This window comes from Mycoplana ramosa, from assembly GCF_041930185.1.
Lineage (GTDB): Bacteria > Pseudomonadota > Alphaproteobacteria > Rhizobiales > Rhizobiaceae > Mycoplana > Mycoplana ramosa.
The window spans coordinates 38,227-58,659 of record NZ_JBHEEW010000007.1 but is presented as its reverse complement, the minus strand read 5'-3'; the positions used below and the strand labels follow the sequence as shown (position 1 = coordinate 58,659).

At 63.9% G+C, this 20,433-nt stretch carries 25 protein-coding genes; 11 read left to right on the top strand and 14 right to left on the bottom strand.

Annotation, left to right across the window (positions count from 1 at the left end):
- Positions 1 to 10: 10 nt before the first annotated feature.
- The 5 genes from JNC62_RS10640 to JNC62_RS10620 form a co-directional block, all read right to left on the bottom strand.
- Positions 11 to 664 carry a hypothetical protein gene (locus JNC62_RS10640; RefSeq protein ID WP_374838545.1) on the bottom strand — a complete coding sequence of 218 codons (654 nt, stop codon included), beginning with the start codon at positions 662 to 664 and terminating at the stop codon, positions 11 to 13.
- 208 nt (positions 665 to 872) lie between these two features.
- On the bottom strand, positions 873 to 1,007 hold the full coding sequence (locus tag JNC62_RS10635; protein WP_374838544.1) for a hypothetical protein: 135 nt from the start codon (positions 1,005 to 1,007) through the stop codon (positions 873 to 875).
- 158 nt (positions 1,008 to 1,165) lie between these two features.
- Positions 1,166 to 1,624, bottom strand: coding sequence for a GNAT family N-acetyltransferase (locus JNC62_RS10630; protein WP_374838542.1), 459 nt, complete (start codon positions 1,622 to 1,624; stop codon positions 1,166 to 1,168).
- A 99-nt stretch (positions 1,625 to 1,723) separates the two neighbouring features.
- Complete coding sequence (locus JNC62_RS10625) at positions 1,724 to 2,773, bottom strand: Tim44 domain-containing protein (RefSeq protein ID WP_374838540.1); 1,050 nt, start codon at positions 2,771 to 2,773, stop codon at positions 1,724 to 1,726.
- A gap of 122 nt (positions 2,774 to 2,895) precedes the next feature.
- Positions 2,896 to 3,588 (bottom strand): winged helix-turn-helix transcriptional regulator, encoded by a 693-nt coding sequence (locus JNC62_RS10620; protein ID WP_374838538.1) that lies wholly within the window; start codon positions 3,586 to 3,588, stop codon positions 2,896 to 2,898.
- Positions 3,589 to 3,732: 144 nt separating this feature from the next.
- Here JNC62_RS10620 and JNC62_RS10615 point away from each other — a divergent pair, with 144 nt between their 5' ends.
- The 3 genes from JNC62_RS10615 to JNC62_RS10605 all read left to right on the top strand — a co-directional run bounded on the left by JNC62_RS10615 (position 3,733) and on the right by JNC62_RS10605 (position 5,904).
- On the top strand, positions 3,733 to 4,896 hold the full coding sequence (locus JNC62_RS10615; protein ID WP_374838923.1) for an acyl-CoA dehydrogenase family protein: 1,164 nt from the start codon (positions 3,733 to 3,735) through the stop codon (positions 4,894 to 4,896).
- A 392-nt stretch (positions 4,897 to 5,288) separates the two neighbouring features.
- Complete coding sequence (locus tag JNC62_RS10610; protein ID WP_374838536.1) at positions 5,289 to 5,543, top strand: hypothetical protein; 255 nt, start codon at positions 5,289 to 5,291, stop codon at positions 5,541 to 5,543.
- 7 nt (positions 5,544 to 5,550) lie between these two features.
- On the top strand, positions 5,551 to 5,904 hold the full coding sequence (locus JNC62_RS10605; protein WP_374838534.1) for an EF-hand domain-containing protein: 354 nt from the start codon (positions 5,551 to 5,553) through the stop codon (positions 5,902 to 5,904).
- 69 nt (positions 5,905 to 5,973) lie between these two features.
- On the opposite strand, the gene JNC62_RS10600 is transcribed toward JNC62_RS10605, so the two are convergent.
- A complete protein-coding gene (locus tag JNC62_RS10600) occupies positions 5,974 to 6,858 on the bottom strand; it encodes a DMT family transporter (RefSeq protein ID WP_374838532.1) in 885 nt (294 codons plus the stop codon).
- Between the two features lie 215 nt (positions 6,859 to 7,073).
- On the opposite strand from JNC62_RS10600, the gene JNC62_RS10595 reads away from it, so the two are divergent.
- From JNC62_RS10595 to JNC62_RS10580, 4 genes are all read left to right on the top strand, one after another.
- Positions 7,074 to 7,958, top strand: coding sequence for a DMT family transporter (locus JNC62_RS10595; RefSeq protein ID WP_374838530.1), 885 nt, complete (start codon positions 7,074 to 7,076; stop codon positions 7,956 to 7,958).
- 101 nt (positions 7,959 to 8,059) lie between these two features.
- A complete protein-coding gene (locus JNC62_RS10590) occupies positions 8,060 to 8,728 on the top strand; it encodes a S24 family peptidase (protein WP_374838529.1) in 669 nt (222 codons plus the stop codon).
- Positions 8,729 to 8,741: 13 nt separating this feature from the next.
- The gene (locus tag JNC62_RS10585; protein ID WP_374838527.1) at positions 8,742 to 9,551 is read left to right on the top strand and encodes a thermonuclease family protein; all 810 of its coding nucleotides are present in this window, start codon (positions 8,742 to 8,744) and stop codon (positions 9,549 to 9,551) included.
- A gap of 9 nt (positions 9,552 to 9,560) precedes the next feature.
- Complete coding sequence (locus tag JNC62_RS10580) at positions 9,561 to 9,974, top strand: tellurite resistance TerB family protein (RefSeq protein WP_374838525.1); 414 nt, start codon at positions 9,561 to 9,563, stop codon at positions 9,972 to 9,974.
- Positions 9,975 to 10,007: 33 nt separating this feature from the next.
- Here the strand turns inward: JNC62_RS10580 and JNC62_RS10575 are convergent, their stop codons facing one another.
- Positions 10,008 to 10,883, bottom strand: coding sequence for a transporter substrate-binding domain-containing protein (locus tag JNC62_RS10575; RefSeq protein ID WP_374838523.1), 876 nt, complete (start codon positions 10,881 to 10,883; stop codon positions 10,008 to 10,010).
- Between the two features lie 59 nt (positions 10,884 to 10,942).
- On the opposite strand from JNC62_RS10575, the gene JNC62_RS10570 reads away from it, so the two are divergent.
- From JNC62_RS10570 to JNC62_RS10555, 4 genes are all read left to right on the top strand, one after another.
- Entirely contained in the window at positions 10,943 to 12,937 is a 1,995-nt protein-coding gene (locus JNC62_RS10570; protein ID WP_374838521.1) for a glycosyltransferase family 2 protein, read from the top strand.
- 173 nt (positions 12,938 to 13,110) lie between these two features.
- Positions 13,111 to 13,449, top strand: coding sequence for a hypothetical protein (locus tag JNC62_RS10565; RefSeq protein ID WP_374838519.1), 339 nt, complete (start codon positions 13,111 to 13,113; stop codon positions 13,447 to 13,449).
- A 148-nt stretch (positions 13,450 to 13,597) separates the two neighbouring features.
- A complete protein-coding gene (locus JNC62_RS10560; RefSeq protein WP_374838518.1) occupies positions 13,598 to 14,407 on the top strand; it encodes a calcium-binding protein in 810 nt (269 codons plus the stop codon).
- Between the two features lie 323 nt (positions 14,408 to 14,730).
- Positions 14,731 to 15,642 carry a hypothetical protein gene (locus JNC62_RS10555; RefSeq protein WP_374838516.1) on the top strand — a complete coding sequence of 304 codons (912 nt, stop codon included), beginning with the start codon at positions 14,731 to 14,733 and terminating at the stop codon, positions 15,640 to 15,642.
- Positions 15,643 to 15,753: 111 nt separating this feature from the next.
- Here the strand turns inward: JNC62_RS10555 and JNC62_RS10550 are convergent, their stop codons facing one another.
- The 7 genes from JNC62_RS10550 to JNC62_RS10520 all read right to left on the bottom strand — a co-directional run bounded on the left by JNC62_RS10550 (position 15,754) and on the right by JNC62_RS10520 (position 20,414).
- Positions 15,754 to 16,083, bottom strand: coding sequence for a hypothetical protein (locus tag JNC62_RS10550; RefSeq protein WP_374838514.1), 330 nt, complete (start codon positions 16,081 to 16,083; stop codon positions 15,754 to 15,756).
- Positions 16,084 to 16,128: 45 nt separating this feature from the next.
- Positions 16,129 to 16,302: a hypothetical protein gene (locus JNC62_RS10545; protein WP_374838512.1), complete on the bottom strand. Its 174-nt coding sequence runs from the start codon at positions 16,300 to 16,302 to the stop codon at positions 16,129 to 16,131.
- 31 nt (positions 16,303 to 16,333) lie between these two features.
- Positions 16,334 to 16,993, bottom strand: coding sequence for a peptidoglycan-binding protein (locus JNC62_RS10540; RefSeq protein ID WP_374838510.1), 660 nt, complete (start codon positions 16,991 to 16,993; stop codon positions 16,334 to 16,336).
- 77 nt (positions 16,994 to 17,070) lie between these two features.
- Positions 17,071 to 17,562 (bottom strand): DUF4376 domain-containing protein, encoded by a 492-nt coding sequence (locus JNC62_RS10535; RefSeq protein ID WP_374838508.1) that lies wholly within the window; start codon positions 17,560 to 17,562, stop codon positions 17,071 to 17,073.
- Complete coding sequence (locus JNC62_RS10530; protein ID WP_374838506.1) at positions 17,562 to 18,317, bottom strand: glycine-rich domain-containing protein; 756 nt, start codon at positions 18,315 to 18,317, stop codon at positions 17,562 to 17,564. The genes JNC62_RS10535 and JNC62_RS10530 overlap by 1 nt, the downstream gene beginning before the upstream one ends.
- Positions 18,314 to 19,495 (bottom strand): LamG-like jellyroll fold domain-containing protein, encoded by a 1,182-nt coding sequence (locus JNC62_RS10525; protein WP_374838504.1) that lies wholly within the window; start codon positions 19,493 to 19,495, stop codon positions 18,314 to 18,316. Before JNC62_RS10525 ends, JNC62_RS10530 begins: the two co-directional genes overlap by 4 nt.
- 10 nt (positions 19,496 to 19,505) lie before the next feature.
- A complete protein-coding gene (locus tag JNC62_RS10520; protein ID WP_374838502.1) occupies positions 19,506 to 20,414 on the bottom strand; it encodes a hypothetical protein in 909 nt (302 codons plus the stop codon).
- Between the last annotated feature and the right edge of the window lie 19 nt (positions 20,415 to 20,433).

The following is a 20,433-nucleotide window of genomic DNA, read 5'->3' as shown; positions in this document are numbered from 1 at the left end:
GATCTCCAGCTTAATAGCAGGGCGGATAGGGGTAGTAGCCGCAGGGCGGTGCGTAGGGGCGATACGGGGCGGCCGCGTAAGCCCCGGCCTCCGCTGCCCCTGCGTACCAGGCACCGCGATAGGCGGTCCGACGCGCGACGCCGGCAAACGACGCCGGCGTTCTCGGCAGCCCGATGATGTCGATGAAGACCGATGCCGGACCGTCGGCACCGTCGAGGCTCCCTTCGAGGACCTCCACGGCGAAGTCCAGCCGGTCGCCCTCGCGCTTGGGCGACTTGAGCACGACGACGGCATCCCGGATCGTTTTGCCGTCCTTGCTGAAGGCCGAAACCGTCGCATTCGGCGGATCCTTGGCGAAACTGTCGCTGCCTTGCGCCCATTCCTCGAGAAGGTGCTCCGTCAGAGCGTGGCCGGCTGAGCGCACCGGACGGTCGGCGAATATGATGGCGTTCGTCGAAATGCCGGTCAGCGTGAGCGTGTCACCCGAAAGGCTGGCGCCGTCCGAATTCAGCACGATCAGCGACGGCACGATATCGGGCTTCGCCTGGCCGATCGTTTTCTGCAAGGGCACATGTGGCGGCGCCGGCTGTGCGCTCTGGCCGAGCGCCGACGCCGGAACGAGGGTGAGCATGAGAACAGTCAGCATCTGCGTGGCGCGAACCATCGACCCCTCCCAAGGAAGTGTGCTTCGATCAATCCATTGCAGGGGAGTAAAATCCCCGAACGCCTGCTTCTCGGCGCGCGATCAACTCACGCGCCGCAAACCTGACAAAGCCGTGCGGGGCAAGGGTCAATCTACGGCAACCAACGGCGGCCCGCAAGGATCCGCTTTCGCCGGATCGAGACGATCTCCAATGCCGAGGATAGCCAACTCAGTTGATGGGGATGCGAATGCCGCCGCCGGATTCCGGCGGGCGGGCGTAGTCCGTGTTGTTGGCAGCGCTGGTGGCGCATCCGGAAACGGTCAACAGCAGAAGCGCGGCTGCGACGAAGGTCTTGAACGACATTGGATACTCCGGGTCCTGTTTGCAAACCGAAGGCGCACCGACAACAAATCAGCCGCACGTCTGTCGTTCCTTTGAAGGCAGAAACGACGTCAGGGCAAGCGCGCAGATGCGTGACGACGTTCTGTCCCCTGCTTATGGACGGCCTTCCCCTGCAACGTTCACAGCGTAAGCTTGTAGCCGACATGGCTGGCGACGAAACCGAGGTCTTCGTAGAAGCGATGCGCGTCGGGACGGCTCTTGTCCGTCGTCAGTTGCACCAGCCGGCAGCCGCGGGCGCGACATTGCGCAATCGCCCATTCGAACATGCGGTGACCCAGCCCCTCCCCGCGCCGGCCGCTTGCGACGCGCACCGCCTCGATCTGCCCGCGCCAGGCACCGCCGCGCGACAGGCCGGGTATGAAGGTGAGTTGCAGGGTGCCGACAACGTCCTCGCCATCGACGGCGACGGCGAGGAACTGGTTCGGGTCTGCGTTTATCGCGGCGAGGGCCACCTCATAGACGGGGCTCGCCGTCTCGCCGGACATCTCGCGTTGCGCGCCCAACGGATCGTCGGCAAGAAGCGCAACGATGGCGGCAAGATCCTGCGATACCGCCCTGCGGAAATGGATGTTCATCATGACGGCATGCCTATCCCGCTCGTGGCACCCCCGCAACAACGAAAAGGAGCGCAACACCGCTGCGCCCCTTCACATTCGCTAAAATATCCGTGCGTTGTTCTACGCCGCCTCGGTGCCCTGGATGGCCGAGACCTGCCAGTCGCCGCGCGGCTTGCGCTGGAACGTCCAGACCTCGACGGACTCCGTCAGGTTGTCCGGATCGCCGCTGACGAGCTTGCCGGTGGCGCGATCGCGCATGACGTCGATGCTTTCGTAGCGCATCGCGACGGTGGCATACTCCGTGCCGTCGTCCTCGCGCCAGGATTCCGCCACGTCACCCTGAACGAGGTGGACGTCGCGCACCTCGTTCTTCACGCCGCTGGTGGCGTTGTCGCTCAGCTCCTCGGCGAGCCAGGACATGGCCTCAGGCGTCGTCAGCTTGCGCAGCGTCGCATAGTCCTCCGCGCCATAGGCAGCCTGGACATCCTTCAGCATCCTCTCGAACTGCTCCAGGTCTTCCTGGCGCACGCCGATCTCGTCTGCCTGTTGCGAAGCGGCCGGCCGACCGCCCGAACCGCCCAGACCACCGCCCAGACCGGCACCCAGACCGGCGCCCAGTCCACTGCCGATGCGAGGAATCGAGAAGGACGGCATGCCGGAGCCGGTCGATCCGGTTTCCGATGCCCGCGGCGCCGGGGCCCCTGCCCCACCGAGGGCGGGCTGGCTGCCGCGGCCGAAGAAGCGCATGGCCAGCATGATCGCGCCGATGATCAGGCCCGCCTGCAGCAGCAGGCCGAGGAAGCCGGCGGCGCCGCCAAGGCCGTTGCCCATCAGCATGCCGATCAGGCCGCCCAGCATCAGGCCGCCGAGCAATCCGCCGGCGAGACCGCCGAACATGCCCGGCCGCTGGGCCGCGGGCCGGTTGGCGCCCGTCGCCTGCTGGGTGGCGCCGGGAGTCTGCTGGCCCGCCGGCTTCTGCGTCATGGTCCGGTCGATGGGGGCCGTCTGCGTCGGTGCCGTGCGCGTCGCGGGCGGCGGGGAGAACGTGCGGGTGCCGCGGCTGCCGAAACCGCCTCCGCCCGCGCGGCGCGCCTCCGCCACGTCGACCGCCGTGACCATCACCATGATGGCGACGCCGATCATCGCGAAAATTCGTCCAAAACGCTGCATGCCAAGCCTTCCCATTGTTTGTTCGCGCGCATCTAGGCGCCTCTCGGCGCGATATAAGGTCTGGCTTTTCCGAGTTTAAGGTGGCGGGCGACTTTTTCGCGCGCCCCGCGATCACATAAATGTCAGGAAACCCGGCGCGGCTCCGGGGCAAACTTGCTGAGCCCGAGCCATTGCTGCATGGCACTGGCTATGTCGGGGTCGCCGTCGAACTCGAGGTTGCCTGCCTCGACCTCGCGGCGAACGACGGAAAGACCCATCCAGATGGCCGTCATGCTGCGCAACGAACTGGTCACCAGAAGGTCGATCTCGAAGCCGGGATCGAAGCCGCACAGGTCGACGGCCCCTTCGTCCACCACAAGCCACCAGTTCTGCCGGGCCAGCGGCAGTTCGGGATACAGAAACTGTATCGTGCAGCGGCGTTTCGGCAGCGGTTGCGGGTTCAGATTGCGGCGCATGTCCCACATCAGCAGCGACGGATCGAGATTCTTCAGCGAAAGCTGCGAATCCACCCACCGCTGCCCCCACTGCCCCATGCCCATGATGATCGGCTGCAGGTCTTGGCCGGACGGCGAGAGGCGGTACTCGGTCACGCCCTTCTCGCCCGCCGTCGTGACGATCACGCCGGCGCGTTCCAACTCCTTCAGCCGCTTGGAAAGGAGCGCTGGCGACATGCGCGGCACGCCGCGGCGCAGGTCGTTGAAGCGCGTCGTGCCGCAGAGGAACTCGCGCAGGATCAGCACGGTCCAGCGGGTGCAGAGTATCTCGGCGGCCATCGATACGGGGCAGAACTGGCCGTAGCTTCCATGTTCTTGCATGTTCATCACCGGGCGGCAGAGTTCCGCCGAGATCATAGTGCAAAATGCCGCCCGCGGCCAACGGTTGGTACAGTTCGTGAACTGGACGAAAACCTTGGATGGGAGGAGCCTGCCATGGTCCCGAAGGAGGATCCCATGAATACAATGGCAAACACACCCCCGAAAGACACGGACAAGCGACTGGAAACGGCCGTGGATCCGGTCGAAATTGCGATGGCGCTGGCGCCGGTCCTGGCCGAGCGTGCGGCCCGGTCCGACGAAGGCGACCTGTTCGTCGCGGAAAACTATGACCTGCTGAAGCGGTCCGGCCTCGTCGAAGCCGGCGTGCCGCGCGAATTGGGCGGCGGCGGCGCCGAGGTCCGCCAACTGGCCGAGATGCTGCGGGTGATGGCTCATGCCTGCTCTTCGACGGCGCTGGCCTTTTCGATGCACACCCACCAGGTGGCGATCCCGGCCTGGCGCTGGAGATACCAGCAGGTTGCGGCCGTCGAGCCGCTGCTGCGGCGGGTCGCCGGCGAGAAGCTGATCCTGCTTTCCAGCGGCGGCTCCGACTGGATCGGCGGCTCGGGCAAGGCGACCAAGGTCGAGGGCGGATACCGGATCACGGCGCGCAAGGTCTTTACCTCCGGCGCCGCTGCCGGCGATCTGCTGATGACCGGCGCGGTCGTCGAAACGGCAGAGGGACCGGACGCCGTCGTCCATTTCGCGGCACCCATGACGGCACCGGAGGTCAGCGTCGTCGAGACCTGGCGCGCGCTTGGAATGCGCGGAACCGGCTCGAACGACGTCGTCATCGACAACCTCTTCGTTCCCGATGCGGGGATATCGTTGACGCGACGCGCCGGCGAGTGGCATCCGCTGTTCCAGATTATCGCCACCACGGCCTTTCCGCTGATCTATGCGGTCTATCTCGGCGTTGCCGAGAGCGCGCGCGACATTGCGCTGGAGACGGCACGCAAGCGGCACCCCAGTGCCACCGTGCTCGATCTTGCCGGGCGGATGGAGACTTCGCTCCGGGCAGCGCAGATGGCCCATCGCTGGATGGTCGAGACCGTCGAGCGCAACACGCCGTCTCCGGAAAGCGTCAACGAGATCATGATCGGCCGCTCGCTTGTGGCGAAACACGCGATCGCTGCCGTAGAACTGGCGATGGAACTGGCCGGGGGCAGCGCGTTCTACCGGTCGCTCGGGCTTGAACGCCGGTTCCGCGATATCCAGGGCGCCCGTTACCACCCGCTGCAGCCGGGTGCGCAGGCCCAGTATGCCGGCGCCATGGCGCTTGGCCATTCGGTTGCGAACATCTTCTGATCGGCACCCCTCTCCAGGCAGGCCCTGGCGAGGGGAGTGTCCCGCGGCAGGCGCGGCTTGCCTCGGGACAGGCCGGTCCGCAGCGCGAAGAGGCGACGGAGGCCGGCGGTGTGAACGCCTGTAATAGATCCTGATCGCAGTCGAGTTGCCATCACTTCGCGTCGATTGTAGGATGCTGACGTCCACACCGACGGCGTGGATCGAACCCCCGAGTTGCGGATGCCGCTTGGCCCGCGCTCATGAATTGCATTGTGCTGACGGCCACCTTCGGCTGGATGCATGCAATCGACGATCAGCCGCCAAGGGTCATCCAAGCTGCGACAATCTCGTTATTCCATTTCGGCCCGACTGGCGATTCCGTGAAAAGCGAAGAGAAGGACTTGGAGGGTATGATGAAGAAACGTACGGCTACCATTCTCGTCGTTGCCGCATTCGCTCTGTCGGCTTGCCAATCGCAGCCGGTTTCGCAGAGCGTCATCGATCGCAATACCGAGTTTGCCTGCGTCGCCGGAACCGTTGGCGGAGCGATCGTCGGCGGCCTTGCCGGCGCGACCATCGGCGCCGGAACCGGGCAGATTGCCGCCATCGGTGGCGGTATCGGCGTTGGCGGAGTGCTCGGCAATCTCCTGACCTGCAGATACAGGTGAGGCGCGCATGAGGCTCGCGGTTTTCGCAGTCGCCCTCGTGGCGTGCCAGGGTGTGTTCGCCGTTGCCCAGGCGCAAACGGCGCAAATCCACCAGGGTCAGAAGGACCAGCTCGACACCAACAGGGATGGAGTGGTGCAGCGCTCGGAATATCAGGTCTTCATGAAATCGGCCTTCGCCAACCTGGACAAGAACAAGGACGGGGTGCTGGTGATTTCGGAGGTCACGGGTGTCCTGACCGCCGACCAGTTCGCCGCCACTGACGCCAATTCCAATGGCGGCATCACTCAGACCGAGTTCATGAACCGGGTGATGGCCGACTTCGCCGCGGCAGACAGGAGCGGCGACGGCAAGCTGCAATGACCGGCTCCGACGCCGGCTGGTTCGCCGACGCCGTTCGGCCGCCAGCCGGCATCGGGCCGTCGGACAACGCTACGTCCGCGTTTCGGTTGGCTGGCGTGAAAAGCGCTCCGCGGCGATGATGATCATGCCGGCGGAAAAGATCAGCACCGCGCCGATGAAGACATTGCGGGCCGGAACCTCGTTCCAGATCAGGAAGCCGAGGATGAAGCCCCACACCAGCGAGGAATACTCGAAAGGCGCCAGCAGCGACACCTCCGCCCGCCGCATCCCCTCGAACAAGGCATATTGGGCGACGCCGGCGAGAATGCCGGTACCGGCCATCAATGCGAAGTCCCAGAGGCTGAACGGCAGCCAGACGAAAGGGGCGACCAGTCCGGTGAACAGGATCAGGAAGCCGCTGGAGATCGTCATCTGCACCAGCGTGGTTTCCTGAAGCGCGGTCTTGCGCAGCAGGATGGTGCCGATCCCCCAGAAGACCGCCGCCTGCAGAGCGAGATAAACCGGAAGCGAGATGGTCATCCCCTTGCCGAACACGTCGCAGGCGATCAGCACGCCGAGGAACCCGGTCAGCACGGCCACCCAGCGGTTCAGCGGCACAGCCTCGCCCAGGATAGGTATAGCCAGCACGGTCACGATGATCGGAGAGGCATAGTAGAGCGTCGTCAGTTCCGCCAGACCGAGATCGCGCGCGGCCGTGTAGTAGGAGAGCCAGGCGGCGAGCAGCAGCAGGTTGCGCACCAACATCGGCTTCAGGATCGGCGACACCGACGCGCGACGCAGAAGCGGCCCCCGCCCGATCACGGCGCAGATCGCAAAGATCGTCACACTGCGCACGAACAGGACTTGCCAGACGGGAAGGGCTGCCACGAGCCACTTGACCGAGGCGTCCTGCACCGAAAACAGGAAATAGGAAAAGCTCGTCAGCAGGATGCCGGAAAGGATGCGCTTTTGCACGGGTGGGACTCCGGGCGCGAGACCGATTGCGCCCGCTCCACTGATAGCGCCGGCGGCGGCGCTGCGAAAGAGGCCAGAATTAGCCCATCGCGATCTCCTGGGCTGCTTTCCTCATCTTGCGCCGGAAGCGTCCCGTTGCCCGGCGGTTGCCTCCGTTTTCCCTGAAGGAGCTTATAGCAGGTGCATTCCGGGCGGCCGCGGTATATGGCGGGGCCATGGATATGAAACGCAGCGGCTACATCTTCACCCTTCTGGCGGTCGTCATCTTCGCCATACAGGACGGCATCTCCAAGCATCTCGGCGGTCTCTACCCGCCCGCCTTCATCGCGATGATCCGCTTCTGGGCCTTCGGCGCCTTTGCCGTCCTGATGGCCGCGCGCTCCAAGGGCGGGCTGCGGGCGGCGGCAGCGACCAGGCGGCCGGTCCTGCAGATCCTGCGCGGCGTCATGCTGGCAGGACAGATCGTCATCGTCATCACGTCGTTGGCCATGGTGGGACTGGCGCATTCGCAGGCGATCTTTTCCGCAACGCCGCTGTTCGTCGCCCTGCTCTCCGTGCCGCTGCTGGGCGAGAAGGTCGGCTGGCGCCGCTGGACGGCCATCCTTCTCGGGCTCGTCGGCGTGCTCGTCATTCTCGAGCCGAGTCGGGATGGCATCGACCCGATGCTGCTGGTCCCGCTGGCCGCGGCCGCGGTCTTCTCGCTCTATGTCATCGCCACCCGGCTCGTCAGCCGCGACGATTCGGCCACGACCAGCTTCTTCTATATCGGGACCGTCGGCGCCATCACCCTCTCGTTCATCGGTCCGTTCTACTGGACAGGGCTTGCTGCGGTCGACTGGGGCTGGATGGCGCTGCTGTGCATCACCGGCATGGCCAGCCACTATTTCCTGATCCGCGCCTATGATCTGCTCGATGCGACCGCCGTCCAGCCGCTGACCTATCTGCAGCTGGTCTTTGCCGGCCTCATGGGCGTGACCCTGTTCGATGAGCGGCTGACGCCGAATCTGGTCGTCGGATCGGCCGTGGTGGTCGGCGCGGGCATCTTCACCATCTGGCGCGAGAGCGTCGCGGCCCGGCGCAGGACGGTCGCCGGACCGTGAGGATTATTTTCCTTTTTTTTCTTTACTAGAGACGGCCATTTCGCTATGCTCGGCCTCAACCGGTGCGGGTCCACCTGCGCCGCTGAGCAGGACGAACAACAATGTTTTCCCACGAAAGGATCTGGGCGGCAATCGATGCCCTGGCCGAACGCCACCGGCTTTCGCCGTCGGGGCTTGCCCGGCGCGCCGGGCTTGATCCGACATCTTTCAACAAGTCCAAACGGCTGGGCACGGACGGGCGGCTGCGCTGGCCCTCGACGGAATCGATCGCCAAGGTTCTGGATGCGACGGGGGCTACGATCGATGAATTCATCGGCCTCGAAACCGTAGGCTACAACCGCACCGCCAATCTGCCCCAGGGCACCTTTCCGCCCCAGTCGGGCTCTATTCCGCTGCTCGGTTTCGCTCAGGCCGGCGCCGGCGGCTTCTTCGACGATGGCGGATTTCCCGCCGGTCAGGGCTGGGATGTCGTCGATTTTCCCGCCTCGCCGGAGCGCAAGCCAGGCGTCTATGCCCTCGAAGTCCAGGGTGACAGCATGATGCCGCTCTATCGTGACGGCGATGTGCTGATCGTCGAGCCGGGCGCGCAGGTGCGCCGGGGCGATCGCGTCGTGGTCAAGACCCGGGAGGGCGAGGTGATGGCAAAGGTCCTGCACAGGCAGACCCCGCGCGCGATCGAACTGTTGTCGCTCAATCCGGAGCACCCCAATCGGTCGTTCGATATCCGGGACATCGAGTGGATCGCCCGGATCATCTGGGCCAGCCAGTGATGCGGAGGTTTCCGTGACGTGGTTTGCGGCAAAGTCTCAAGGCCAGGCGTTTGCCGGGGGCCTTGCCTGCATCGGCGCGGCGGCGTTGATTATTGCCCTCGGCGCCGCCCAGATCCGCGACCGCGAAGCCGCCGGCGGTGCGCAGTTCACCCTGGAGGTGCCGGACGCCAGCACCATCGGATCGGTGGGCGGATCGGTGGGCGGACCGGCGGGCGAGGACGATATTCCCATGCCCGAGCCGGCGGGAGGTGCGACACCAGCCGGCACGACGGAGCGAGCCGACAGCGCCGCGCAAGCGGCGCCGGCGGCAGGCCCAGCCGAGTTGCAGCCCGATCAGGCAAACAGGTCTCCGGCCGCCTCGCCGCCACCGGCGGCCGCACCGGTGGCGCTGGCGCGTCCGATCGTGCTCGCCGCCGGCCGCTTCAGCTTTGGCGGCAAGGTTCTGGAACTCGACCGGATCGTTCCGGTCTCCGTCAATCGCCAATGCACCGACACATCCGGTGAGGGATGGCCATGCGGGCGGATGGCGCGCACGGCGTTTGCCAATCTCGTGCGCGGCCGAACGATCGACTGCGAGGTGCCAGCGGCAGACTGGAGCGGCACGGCCATTGCCCGCTGCACGCTCGCGGGCAAGGATCTTTCGCAGTGGCTGGTGGAGAACGGCTGGGCCGAAGCCCAGCCTGGCTCGCCGCTCACCGCTAGCGCCGAAACCGCACGGCGGGCAGGCCTCGGGCTGTTCAGTCCCGACCCGCGCCGCCGCAAAACCAAGTCGCAAGACACCACCAGTCCTGAAAACCCGATGAGCGATAGCCAGCAACCGTGAAAGAACCTCATGACCGAACGTAACGACCTGCAGGAAGCCCTCGTCCAAGTGATGGTGATCATGTCGGCTGTGGACAATGCGATGACCGATGCCGAACTGGCCCGTATCGGCCGCCTGGCGCGTTCCCTGCCCGTTTTCGACGGGTACGACGATGCGAAAATCCTGCACGCCGCCCGCGAATGCACGGTCCTGCTTGCGGCCCCGGAGGGTCTTGACGTCACGCTCGAGGTCATTCGCGAGCGCATACCCGCTCGCTTCGCCGACACGGCCTATGCCGTCGCCGTGGAGATCGCGGCCGCCGACCAGCGCATCCGCAACGAGGAAATCCGCCTGCTGCAGATGCTGCGTGACCGGCTCGGTCTCGACAAGCTCACCTGCGCGGCCATCGAGCGCGCCGCCATCGCCCGATTGCGCCGGCACTGACGGCGCGCCGCCTTCCGGCTGCAACCGGCGCCCTCAGTAGATGCCGATCGGAAAGTAGCGCAGGTAGATTTCCGCGAGCCGACCGCTGCGCGACAGCGCCAAGAGCGCGTGATCGATCGCGCCGCCGATCGCAGGTTCGTCCTTGCGCGTCATGATCGTCAGGCCCTCGCCGAGGAAGGCATCGGAAAAATAGGGGCCATCGAACAACCGGCAGCAATTGCCGGCACCCGGACCGCCGATCCAGAAAGCCATTTGCAGGCCGTCGCCGAACGCCGCATCCACCTTGCCCGCCGCCAGGCCCGATTGCATGTCCGCCAGGGTAGCGAACGGCACCGGGCTCAGCGTCGGAAAATAGGCCTTCAGCATCGCCTCGTGCACGCTGCCCGCCACGACCCCCACCGGCCGTCCCGCCAACGCCGCCGCAGTTCCGGTGGCCGGAGCGGCGTTGGCCCGCACGGCAAAGCGCGCCGGCAGCCGCAGATAGGGTCGGGAAAAGGCGAAATCGCGCCGCAATCCCGTTGTCACCGCCATGCCCGCGACAACCGCCTCGCCCGCGTCTTCCGTCAGGCTGCCGCGCAGTTCCGCAAACGGCAACGCCTGGATCTGGCATTTTGCGATGATATCCAGTTCCTTGCAGATCTCGCGCACGAGATCGATGTGAAACCCCGCAAGCTTGCCGGTCTGGTCGATGAAGTTGAACGGCGGGAAATCGACCGTCGTCAGAAACCGAACCCGTGCGACCGTGGACAGATCTGGCTTCGGAATCCGTTCCCGACTGTCGAAACTCGTCGGAAACGCGGCCGGCCGGGCCGTGTCAGCGGCTGCCGCCCTGCCGAGGGCACTGCCCATCAGCACGCATAGCGCGACGAGTACGCAAATTTTTCTTGAAGAAATTCCGCCTTGCCGCATTATCATCAACTTGGGGTTTAGAAGGGGACGCCGCATCATGAGGGTGCGACGCTGGCCGCATGCGACTGGCAGACTATCCCGATCAGACGTCCAGTTCCACAGCAATTCCGCCTGCCGTGGAGCCCACGGACGCGTCCGCGCCGCTCGGTGCGATCGCGCCGGAACTCCTGGCCGAGGCCAGGGTGCTGCGCCGGCTCGGCTTCGGCAAACCGTTGATCTCCGATCTGCTTTTGCAGGCGACACGCAACCACACGTCGTTGGAGGCGGAACTTCTGTCCGGCGGATCGGTGCGCGCGGAAGTCCACTACGAGGCGTTCGCCGAAATCCTCGGCCTGCCGTTCCTGCGCACCATCGATCCGGCCCGCATCGCTGACATCGAAGGCATCGATACCCAGCTCGTGCGGCCCGGGATCGTGCGCCTGACATTCCAGTCGCAGCCGCCACTGACCGCGATCGTGCCAACGGCCGCGAGGATCACGCAACTGCAGACCACGCTTGAGCGCTTTCCAATGCTGCGCTCTCGCCTGGCGGTCACGACGCCGCAGGCAATCCGCGACGCAATCTGGAGTGCTGGCGCGACGCGGCGTGCGCGCGAGACGACCCGCCAGCTGTTCGACACGGCTCCCGAGCACAGTGCGCGGCTGACCTTCTGGGGACGGCAGGGATTTTACACGGGGGTGAGCATTTCAACGGCGCTGTTCGCCACGGCCGTGGCACCGTTGATCGCGATCGCAGTGCTGCACGTGATCGTGTCGCTGTTTTTTCTGTCCACGCTGGTCATTCGCCTGTCCGCCCTTTTCGGACGGCACCGTGCAGCCAGGGCGAGGCGAGGCGCTGCCCCTTGCGAGGTGCGCCCCGTCTACTCGGTGTTCGTCGCGCTCTACCGCGAGGCCGATGTTGCCGACCAGTTGGTCGGCGTGCTTGAGCGCCTCGAATGGCCACGCTCCCGCCTCGACATCAAGCTGATCTGCGAGGCCGACGACGCGGCGACGCTCGCGGCGCTGCGCCGTCGACCGCTTCCGCCGCAATTCGAGATCGTCATGGTGCCGCCCGGCCTGCCGCGGACGAAGCCGAAGGCCCTGTCCTATGCGTTGCCAGCCGCGCGCGGCGAATTCCTCGTCATCTACGACGCCGAGGACCGTCCGCATCCTGGTCAACTCACGGAGGCCTGGGAGCGTTTCCGCTCGGCGCCCGCCGAGCTTGCCTGTCTGCAGGCCCCGCTGGTGATCTCGAACGCGCATGCATCGTGGATCAGTGCGCTGTTCGCGCTGGAATACGCCGCCCTCTTTCGGCGCCTGCTGCCGCTGCTGGCCGCCAAGCGGCTTCCCATGCCGCTCGGCGGCACGTCCAACCATTTCCGCACGGCGGTCTTGAGGCGTTGCGGCGGTTGGGATCCGCACAACGTCACCGAAGACGCCGACCTTGGCCTGCGCCTGTATCGGATGGGCTACACAAGCGGCACGCTGGACCTGCCGACGCTGGAGGATGCCCCGGAAAACGTCCGGACTTGGCTCGGTCAACGCACCCGCTGGTTCAAGGGCTGGCTGCAGACCTGGCTCGTGTTGATGCGCCAACCCGTCCGCCTCATCCGGGAAATCGGCGTCGTCCCGTTTGCCGTGTTCCAGGTGCTGATCGGCGGCCTGCTGCTGTCTTCGCTCACCCACCCCTTGCTGATTGCCTATGTCGGCCATGTCGCCTGGCGGATGATGGGCGACGGGCCCTACGCGGCGGACGCCTTCCATCTGACGCTGTTCGTCATCGACATCGTAAACATCTTCGGCAGTTACGCGGTCTTCATCGCCCTCGGCCGCGCTGCGATGGGCCAACACGAACGGACCGCCGTCGGCTGGCGATGGGGCCTGGTCGCGCCCTACTGGATGCTGATCTCGCTCGCCGCCTGGCGCGCGGTGGCGGAGTTGCGCAACAACCCGTTCTTCTGGAACAAGACCGCACACAGACCGACGGCGCCCCTAACCGGCGCCCCATCCAGGCCCGGCCGGGCGCCGGATCCGTCTGCGGCAACGGGCGGGGAGGAGCACGCGTGGAGCGGGTAGCGGGAATCGAACCCGCGCGTTCAGCTTGGGAAGCTCGCGACCTTCGTTCTTCATCAACGGCTTGAATGTAAAACACCGCCGATCCGGCCCAAACAACATCAATGAGTTAAGGGCGTACTGTAAAACTCCCGGCCAGCACACTATCCTATTCACCCATGCATGACCGAGGACATATGACCGACGAAGACTGCCCCCGCCCCCGCTACCGCTGGATCAAGGACGAGCACATCAGCCCGCTCTTTTCGGGATGGCATGGGGAGAGGCAGTTCGGCCGTCTGATCCAACCGGCGAACCGGCCGAGCCTATGGGACTGGAACCTGACGTGTCTTGCTGGCGTGAAGGACATCACCAAGCTCGCCGGCTGGCATGGAAGCGAGGACAGCGCCAGGCTTGCCGCCAAGGCCTGTGAGGACGCCTATGATGCCGCGATGGCAGGAAAGCTGTTCGGGATGACGCCGGAGGATGTAGAAGGCATCCGGGAGCACGAGCGTCTGCCGCTCCAATCTCGCTGAGCGACTGCAGGGCCGAAGCCACGTGGCCCGGGCTTCCTTTTGATACGGATGCCAAGGCGAGTATCGACAGCTCCCCCATTCGCCCATTGAATTGAGCCGCTCCCAGCACTAGGGTTTCTTCTGCAATTGGGGACTCGGGGAGCATTCCATGGCTAAGATTACCGTACACGCCAGCTACGGGCTGGATGTGAGAGAGCTGGACTTCAGCAGCATTTACTACGGCTACTCATACACGCGAACCAATTCGCTCTTTCGGGCCGACTACGGAAGCGGTTATGCCGATGAGTTTCGTGGTTCCGGCTTCAAGTACAATTCATACGGAGAGCCGACAGCCGGCACGGTGACCAGCTATGCTGCATTCGCCGGAGGCACCAGAGCGTTCATCGTCGACGGCTTTAGCATCTCCGCGACGAGCATCGTGAAGGCCGCAAACACCTATTCCACGAGCGATGACATGTCAGTAATCGCAAGCGGACTGAAGGGCAGTGACAGCTTCACGGGAGGTAACGCCACCGACTACGTGAAATTGTACGCAGGCAACGACACACTGCTTGGCAACGGCGGCGACGATTTCCTGTTCGCGGGTAGCGGCAACGACAAGATCAATGGCGGACTTGGACGTGACCGTCTGTATGGCGAGAGTGGCGCCGACACTTTCATCTTCACGTCCTTCAAGCACAGCACCGCATCACCGACCAGCCGGGACACGATCTACGACTTCACCAGCGAAGACGTGATCCACCTTGCAACAATCGACGCCAACACCAAACTGACGGGAAATCAGGCGTTTTCATTCATCGGTACGAACGCGTTCACCGGCAAGGCTGGCCAACTAATGTATAAAAAGATGTCCTCGGACACGTACATTTTTGCCGATTTGAACGGAGACAAGAAGGCAGACTTCTCGATCCATCTCGATGACGCAATCACGCTGAGAGCGGGTGATTTCATCCTCTAACCGGTTCATTCGGCAAGGCGCTCAGAAGGTCGGGGAAGCCCGGCCTTTCTTGGTCCCAATCCCAAAGCGAGCGTCCAGCCACGCTAGCTAGTACTAAGGGATTATCCGGCATGCCAAGGCCGACTTGACGCCGAGCATCAACGTGACAATTTTCGCGCGAACTTACGAACTGGTATGCGCATTTTTAATAGCATCAAGGGTGAATTGTGCGCCTCATTCTTCATATCGGTACGCCAAAAACCGGCACTACCTCCATCCAACATGCGCTGAAGGCCTATTCGAGTACCCAACGTGGAATCATATATCCTCAAACGGGGCGTGTCATGGCGGGACGCGACCACGTCCGTCATCTGATATTTCGCTTCGCCATGACGCCAGGCGGATTGCCGCTAGGCGGACCGCCGCTAGCCACGCAATATGAGGATAGCGATCGCAGGCGCCAACTGCGTGAGAATGTTCTGGCGGAATTCAAGGAAGAACTGAGCTCTCTACCGGATGATGCGTCCGTGGTTATTAGTGACGAGGCGCTGTTTCGGTTCGGCAGCAATGGCTTAGCGGAGGAGGCGTTCGCTTTTTCGCAGAGGCACTTCGAGAGCGCGCTTGTTGTTTGCTACTTGAGACGTCCAGATCAATATCTGAATAGCATTTATTATCAACTGGTAAGGGCTGGAGAGCGCTGCACTCGCGAAGAGTTTATCAAAGATAAATGCGTTTCCTCGGAACTATATTCGAGCAAAATTCGCCCATGGATCAACGCGTTTGGAGCGGATAACTTCATTGTAGCTCCATATCAGAAGGACCTTCTCACGGATGGTGATGTCGTAAATGATTTTCTCGCCCGCACCGGGATCCCATTCCGTGACGGATTGAGAACTGAACAGAGAAACCTGTCAGTTAATCAGTTCGGCTCTGAGGTAATGCGTTACATCAATCTGCAAGAGGTTCTTCCGGCCAATCGCAATCTGCTGAGGGCCGTCATCCAAAAAAATTTCATCGGAAAGGTGCCAGAACTGCCGATCAGTGACCGTCACGCGGTTCACTCAGCTTACGGTGAAGATCACCAGAAGCTGCTCAATGAGTGGTCGCTTGTCGAAGGAGAAACCTTCTACAGATTCGATGATATGCTTCTTGATGATAGTGAAGAACAGCCCGCCACAGATCCCGAACTTGTTAGAAGTGTCGGGGATGCGCTCTTGTCGACAGTGAAGATCATTGGCGAACGGCAGCAGAGTTGAGTGTCAGGGATGTTTCGCGACTTCGCCCTGTACTTCCTCGTTGTCGCCGGCGCCATCGCTGCGGTTGCCGGCATGGTCATTCGCACCGGGCAACTGGTCGGGTGGTGGTGATCAGCCGGCCCCCTCACTCTGTTTGAGCCTTCGCATGACGTGTTCGAACACCGCATCGGCTATCCACATGGCCGAGACGCCGATCAAGAACGCAGCCGCGTGCTGCGTGGCGATCTGGTCTGGGGGCAGCGGCCAGTTCACAACGCCGAGATAGTGAACGGTCGGCGTCGTCAGATAGCCGGCCGCCAGAGCTCCACAGAGTGGTGACGCAATCATTTCTCGCATTTTATAGGAGCGACGGGACAAGGCCCGCAGGATGCCGCCGGATAAGCCGGCGAGGACAACGCTCGCTCTGATGCCGAGGAAGTCGAAAAATTCTGCAGGCGTCATTTCCGCTCCAATGCGATGCGAGAGATCAAGACCGGAAAAACCCGGTCAGGCCTTGTTTGCGGGAGCCAGATAGGCCAGCACCGCCGGCAGCCCGATCGTCAGGGCATAAAGGGCGAGATAGCCATACCAGGGCGTGTCGGCCGGCATGAACGGAATGGCGACGGTGCCTGTTGCAGCGCCGCCGACAGCCGCGCCGATGGCCTTCGAGATCTTTTGCATGGTGTTTCCTTTCTTTGCTTTGGAGAGAGCATCAGACGAGCCGGCCGAGATCGTCCTGGCGGACGTCGAACGAAGGGCAGGCCTTGGCGGCATATTGGTTGTGGCCGGTGACCTTGCGGACGGTCGGGTACTTGGCGATCAACGCGCGGGCGAGATCGAGCAGCGCGGCCCGCTGGGCCGGGGTGCGGGTGTCCATCGGCGTCTTGCCGTCCGCCGCCACGCCACCGACATAGACGATGCCGAGTGTCCCGGTGTTATGGCCGGCGACATGCGATCCGACCTGTGGCTCGGGGCGCCCCGCCTCGATCGCGCCGTCCAGCATGACGACGTAGTGATAGCCGATGTCCTTCCAGCCGTTGGCGAGGTGCCACGAGCGGATCGTGTCGACGGAAACATCCCTGCCTTCCGGCGTGGCGGTGCAGTGGACGATGATCTCGGTGATCGAGCGTGAGGCCTTCGGCTGGCGGGCAACGACGGCGGCAGCATTACCAGATGCAGCGGGCTTGGTTTCCTTGTCGCGCAGCCGGGCCAAGGTCGTCGGCCCGGCAACGCCATCGACGGTCAATCCCTCCGCGATCTGGAACACGCGCACCGCCCGTTCCGTCTTCGGCCCGGCAATGCCGTCTGCCTCGCCGGGGTTATAGCCAAGCGCGATCAAGCGCCGCTGCAGATCCTGCACGGTCGTGTTCATGATGATGTCCTTGATGGTTATGGCGGGCCGTTACGGCCTGACGATCGATGGCCGTTTACGACGGAGTAGGCTGTCCCTCAGCTTGGCCAAGGCATGATAACGTCCACAAAAGCCGCATCGATCTCCGCTGTCGTGGTCACGTGGCCCGCCTCGATCGCTCGCAGGACAGCGGCGCGACGGTCGAAGGTGGCCTGGACCCAGTCCCCGGCCGCGACGGAGAAGGCAATCGCCTGGGTCGACGTAAGAGTGATCGGGCCTGAAAGGCTATCAAACTCGAAGACGCGCTCCGGATCTCGCTCGGCCAACCGCTCCATCGCCGTGATGAGCGCGATGCTCTCACCATCCGTCTGGATAGGCGCCCCATTAACCGTGGTGCCGCCAACTCGCACCTGCCAGGACTTTTCGCGGGCATAGGCGGCTAGATCCACCGGTTCAGGCTCCGGCGGCGCGAACGCCTCCCCGTCATGGCTCCAGCCAATCGAGATCGCGTCGGCACAAGGAATGCTCCCCTCGATCGATCCGACAATGACGTTGGCGACGACGCCATTTTCGATGATTGCGCTGCGCATCATGCAAACTCCCAAACGATCACAAGCCCGTTGCCGCCATTGCCGCCTGCAGTGTTGTTGTATCCGCCACCGCCGCCAGAACCTTTTTCCCCCGCTCCCGCAGCCGTACCGCCGAACCGTGCACCTCTGCCGCCGCCGGCAAACGCGCTGGGTCCTCCGGCTCCGGAAGACACAAGTGTCCCTTCCTGCGCGCTGCGGGATTCCCCGGGCTGGCCCTGGCAATTGAGATCGCCACCCGATCCGACGCCACCGTCGCCGCCGGCGTTGATCCCTCCGGTTCCACCAGTTGCGCTGCAATGCGCGCCAAAGGAGGTCGTGCCGCCGATGAGGCCGTTGTTGCCGCCGGCCGCCCCGCCAGCACCGCCTGCACCAATCGTCACAGCGACAGTCGTGATCGCAGTCGCATCGATCAGCTTTCTCGAATAGCCGCCCGCGGCGCCGCCACCGGCGGTGATGCCGTCGTTGCCGCTTGTGCCTGTGGGACCGCGACCGCCGCCGCCTCCGCCGACGAGTTCAACGAGGATCTTGGTCACGTTGGCGGACTTGGTGTAGGTGCCCGACGCGGTGAAGATTTGATAGCCGATCAGGTTCCCTGCCGCTCCCAGGTTCGCTCGTCCCTGTGCCTGCTGGACAGCCGAAAGGCCCTGCGCAGAATCCACCCGCAGTCGCAGGTCTATTGCGGTCTCAACGGCCGCTAGGCTCCTGACGTGCTCTGGCCCCATGAGGCCCTGGCGGTTCTTGGTGGCGGTGTTCATCGCGTCATATCCTCCAACTGTGCCTGGGTGAGCGCCTTTGGCCAGTAGGTCAGGCGGCGGATGTATCCGTTGGGGTGCTGAGTTCCGGCTTGCGTTCTCCCGATGTAGAGGGTCGTCATCGCTTGCAGCGTAATGGACGTATCGACATAGGTGGCGACCCCATTCACGCCGAGCCGAACCTCTCCAGCCTTATAGCTTAGTGCCGCCCGCATCATTGCCGTTGGGGTGATGGCGGGGCCGATCACGGTGGCGGCCCAGCCACTCGAAGACTGGACACTGATAAGGTTTGCCGATGTGCGCACCAGACTTAAGTTGATGGAGCCCCCATCGGAAAGGCTCAGTATATAGCCACCGCTGCTCGAGCTCGGCACCATGAACTCGGCGAATACCGTGCCCTCGTTCGGATTGCAGAAGTCTGCAAAATCCGCGCCGCCAATCAGCATGCTGTCCAGGTTTCGGGCGACAGTAGCGCCCGCACTCTCGACATACGGATACACGACGTTTCCAGCCGTCAGCATCGCCCGCGTGACCGTACCGGAGACCGTCAAGGTTAGCGCCCCTGCAGTCGCCGTTACCGTCAGGCTGACGCGGTTATCTGTGCCGGTCCCGACGAGCGTGCCGGTTGCTGAGCCCGAAAGCGTGACGCTACCTGTTCCCCAGAATGACAGCGTGTAGCTCTGCGCGGTTGTGGTGACGTTCTGCGTCGACAGCGCACCGCTGTTGAGCAGGAGCTGGGTGTATGGCCCAAAAAAACCGGTCCCGAGTGGCTTCCCATCCGCGCCGAAATCGACAAGCGGCTCGCTGTTTGCGGTCGGCACCATGGCGCCCGAGCTATTGCGGACGTAGCCGCCGACCGAAGAGCGCGTAAGGTTGCCCTTGAACGGCGCACCGTTGCGACTGGTAAAGTCGAGATCGAGCGTCGGCATCACGCCGTTGCGCCACATCCCGCCAATGCCGGCCCCAAACGTGGCCAGCAAGGCAGCGGCAACGTCATCCTCGCTGGCAATACCTCCAAGGCCATTGAGGTAATCTTTGATCTGGTCGGGCGTCAGGCGACCGGCCTGGCCGCCCAGCATCACCGGTCCGGCGGCGCCGCCAATGGCGGGGCTGGCGATCGCCGGAAGCTCGTCGATCCGCACGGCCGGGAACTCCACCCCGTTAATCATGATCGATCCCATGGGGGTCTCCTCAGGCGGTGATGAACGCTTCGATGTTGGCTTCCGTGGCGTAATCCCGGAAGATGTTCACCGAGGCGCCGTACCGGGTCAGGCTGATTTTCGCGATCGAGAAGTCATGGTCATGGATCTGGCTCGCGGCGAAATAGCCAGGTCCACCGGGCCCGATCTGGAACCACACCGGCGTGACCTGCAACAGCGGGCGTCGTGCCCAGTTCCAGCTGAGCGTCGCCGTCCGCAGAGCGCCGCTGGCGCCCGGCGAGGTCGTCATAGGCCCGGCGTCCGCGATCATCTGCGACAGCCGATCCTTGTTGGCGAGGTTTGTGACCGTCGGCACGTTTGCGGCGCTCGTCACGACGCGCGAGACCAGCATGTCGTCATAGCTGGAATCGAAGGCCTCGTTCCCCTCGCCAAACGCCGACGGGTTGTAGGCGGCGCTGGCCAGGTCCTTGAGCGCAAAGCCCGCCGATGGCGACCAGCGCAGGTGATAGGTCTTGTTGGCGACGGTGACGAAATCCGTCTGCACCGTCGTTATCAGAAAAATACCGCGATGCAGGAACTCGTAGCCGGCCGGCACCCGCACCAGCCCGGTCGTCGGCGCGACCACCGGCAGGACGCCGGTTGCGGTAAGCACCTGCGGAAAGATCGGGATGCGCGTTCGCGCCTGCGTCATCAGCACGTAGTTAGGATCGCCGGCCCCGCCCGTTGCCGCGGCAATCAATTGCTGGATGGCCTGGAGGAGCTGCGTCAGGTCGGAATTCGAGCCAGCGATACCGGCCGCGTTGATTACCGCCATGATTTCGCGCTGCGGTGCCTCGATTGCCATGGCGGGTACCCTGGAGCCGGCAACGGCGCCCGCGGCATTGCGATCGACATAGCCGGCATTTGCGTCCGGGTTGCCATAGGGCTGGTTGTATTTCATGGTGCGCCTTTCGCAGATG

Coding starts and splice junctions, on each gene's coding strand:
- JNC62_RS10605 (WP_374838534.1), top strand. CDS start 5,551: ATGAGGCTCGCGGTTTTCGCAGTCGCCCTCGTGGCGTGCCAGGGTGTG.
- JNC62_RS10640 (WP_374838545.1), bottom strand. CDS start 664: ATGGTTCGCGCCACGCAGATGCTGACTGTTCTCATGCTCACCCTCGTT.
- JNC62_RS10595 (WP_374838530.1), top strand. CDS start 7,074: ATGGATATGAAACGCAGCGGCTACATCTTCACCCTTCTGGCGGTCGTC.
- JNC62_RS10540 (WP_374838510.1), bottom strand. CDS start 16,993: ATGAACACGACCGTGCAGGATCTGCAGCGGCGCTTGATCGCGCTTGGC.
- JNC62_RS10625 (WP_374838540.1), bottom strand. CDS start 2,773: ATGCAGCGTTTTGGACGAATTTTCGCGATGATCGGCGTCGCCATCATG.
- JNC62_RS10560 (WP_374838518.1), top strand. CDS start 13,598: ATGGCTAAGATTACCGTACACGCCAGCTACGGGCTGGATGTGAGAGAG.
- JNC62_RS10530 (WP_374838506.1), bottom strand. CDS start 18,317: ATGAACACCGCCACCAAGAACCGCCAGGGCCTCATGGGGCCAGAGCAC.
- JNC62_RS10615 (WP_374838923.1), top strand. CDS start 3,733: ATGGCAAACACACCCCCGAAAGACACGGACAAGCGACTGGAAACGGCC.
- JNC62_RS10590 (WP_374838529.1), top strand. CDS start 8,060: ATGTTTTCCCACGAAAGGATCTGGGCGGCAATCGATGCCCTGGCCGAA.
- JNC62_RS10545 (WP_374838512.1), bottom strand. CDS start 16,302: ATGCAAAAGATCTCGAAGGCCATCGGCGCGGCTGTCGGCGGCGCTGCA.
- JNC62_RS10555 (WP_374838516.1), top strand. CDS start 14,731: ATGGCGGGACGCGACCACGTCCGTCATCTGATATTTCGCTTCGCCATG.
- JNC62_RS10630 (WP_374838542.1), bottom strand. CDS start 1,624: ATGATGAACATCCATTTCCGCAGGGCGGTATCGCAGGATCTTGCCGCC.
- JNC62_RS10520 (WP_374838502.1), bottom strand. CDS start 20,414: ATGAAATACAACCAGCCCTATGGCAACCCGGACGCAAATGCCGGCTAT.
- JNC62_RS10570 (WP_374838521.1), top strand. CDS start 10,943: ATGCGACTGGCAGACTATCCCGATCAGACGTCCAGTTCCACAGCAATT.
- JNC62_RS10635 (WP_374838544.1), bottom strand. CDS start 1,007: ATGTCGTTCAAGACCTTCGTCGCAGCCGCGCTTCTGCTGTTGACCGTT.
- JNC62_RS10525 (WP_374838504.1), bottom strand. CDS start 19,495: ATGGGATCGATCATGATTAACGGGGTGGAGTTCCCGGCCGTGCGGATC.
- JNC62_RS10610 (WP_374838536.1), top strand. CDS start 5,289: ATGAAGAAACGTACGGCTACCATTCTCGTCGTTGCCGCATTCGCTCTG.
- JNC62_RS10535 (WP_374838508.1), bottom strand. CDS start 17,562: ATGCGCAGCGCAATCATCGAAAATGGCGTCGTCGCCAACGTCATTGTC.
- JNC62_RS10620 (WP_374838538.1), bottom strand. CDS start 3,588: ATGCAAGAACATGGAAGCTACGGCCAGTTCTGCCCCGTATCGATGGCC.
- JNC62_RS10575 (WP_374838523.1), bottom strand. CDS start 10,883: ATGCGGCAAGGCGGAATTTCTTCAAGAAAAATTTGCGTACTCGTCGCG.
- JNC62_RS10550 (WP_374838514.1), bottom strand. CDS start 16,083: ATGACGCCTGCAGAATTTTTCGACTTCCTCGGCATCAGAGCGAGCGTT.
- JNC62_RS10580 (WP_374838525.1), top strand. CDS start 9,561: ATGACCGAACGTAACGACCTGCAGGAAGCCCTCGTCCAAGTGATGGTG.
- JNC62_RS10565 (WP_374838519.1), top strand. CDS start 13,111: ATGACCGACGAAGACTGCCCCCGCCCCCGCTACCGCTGGATCAAGGAC.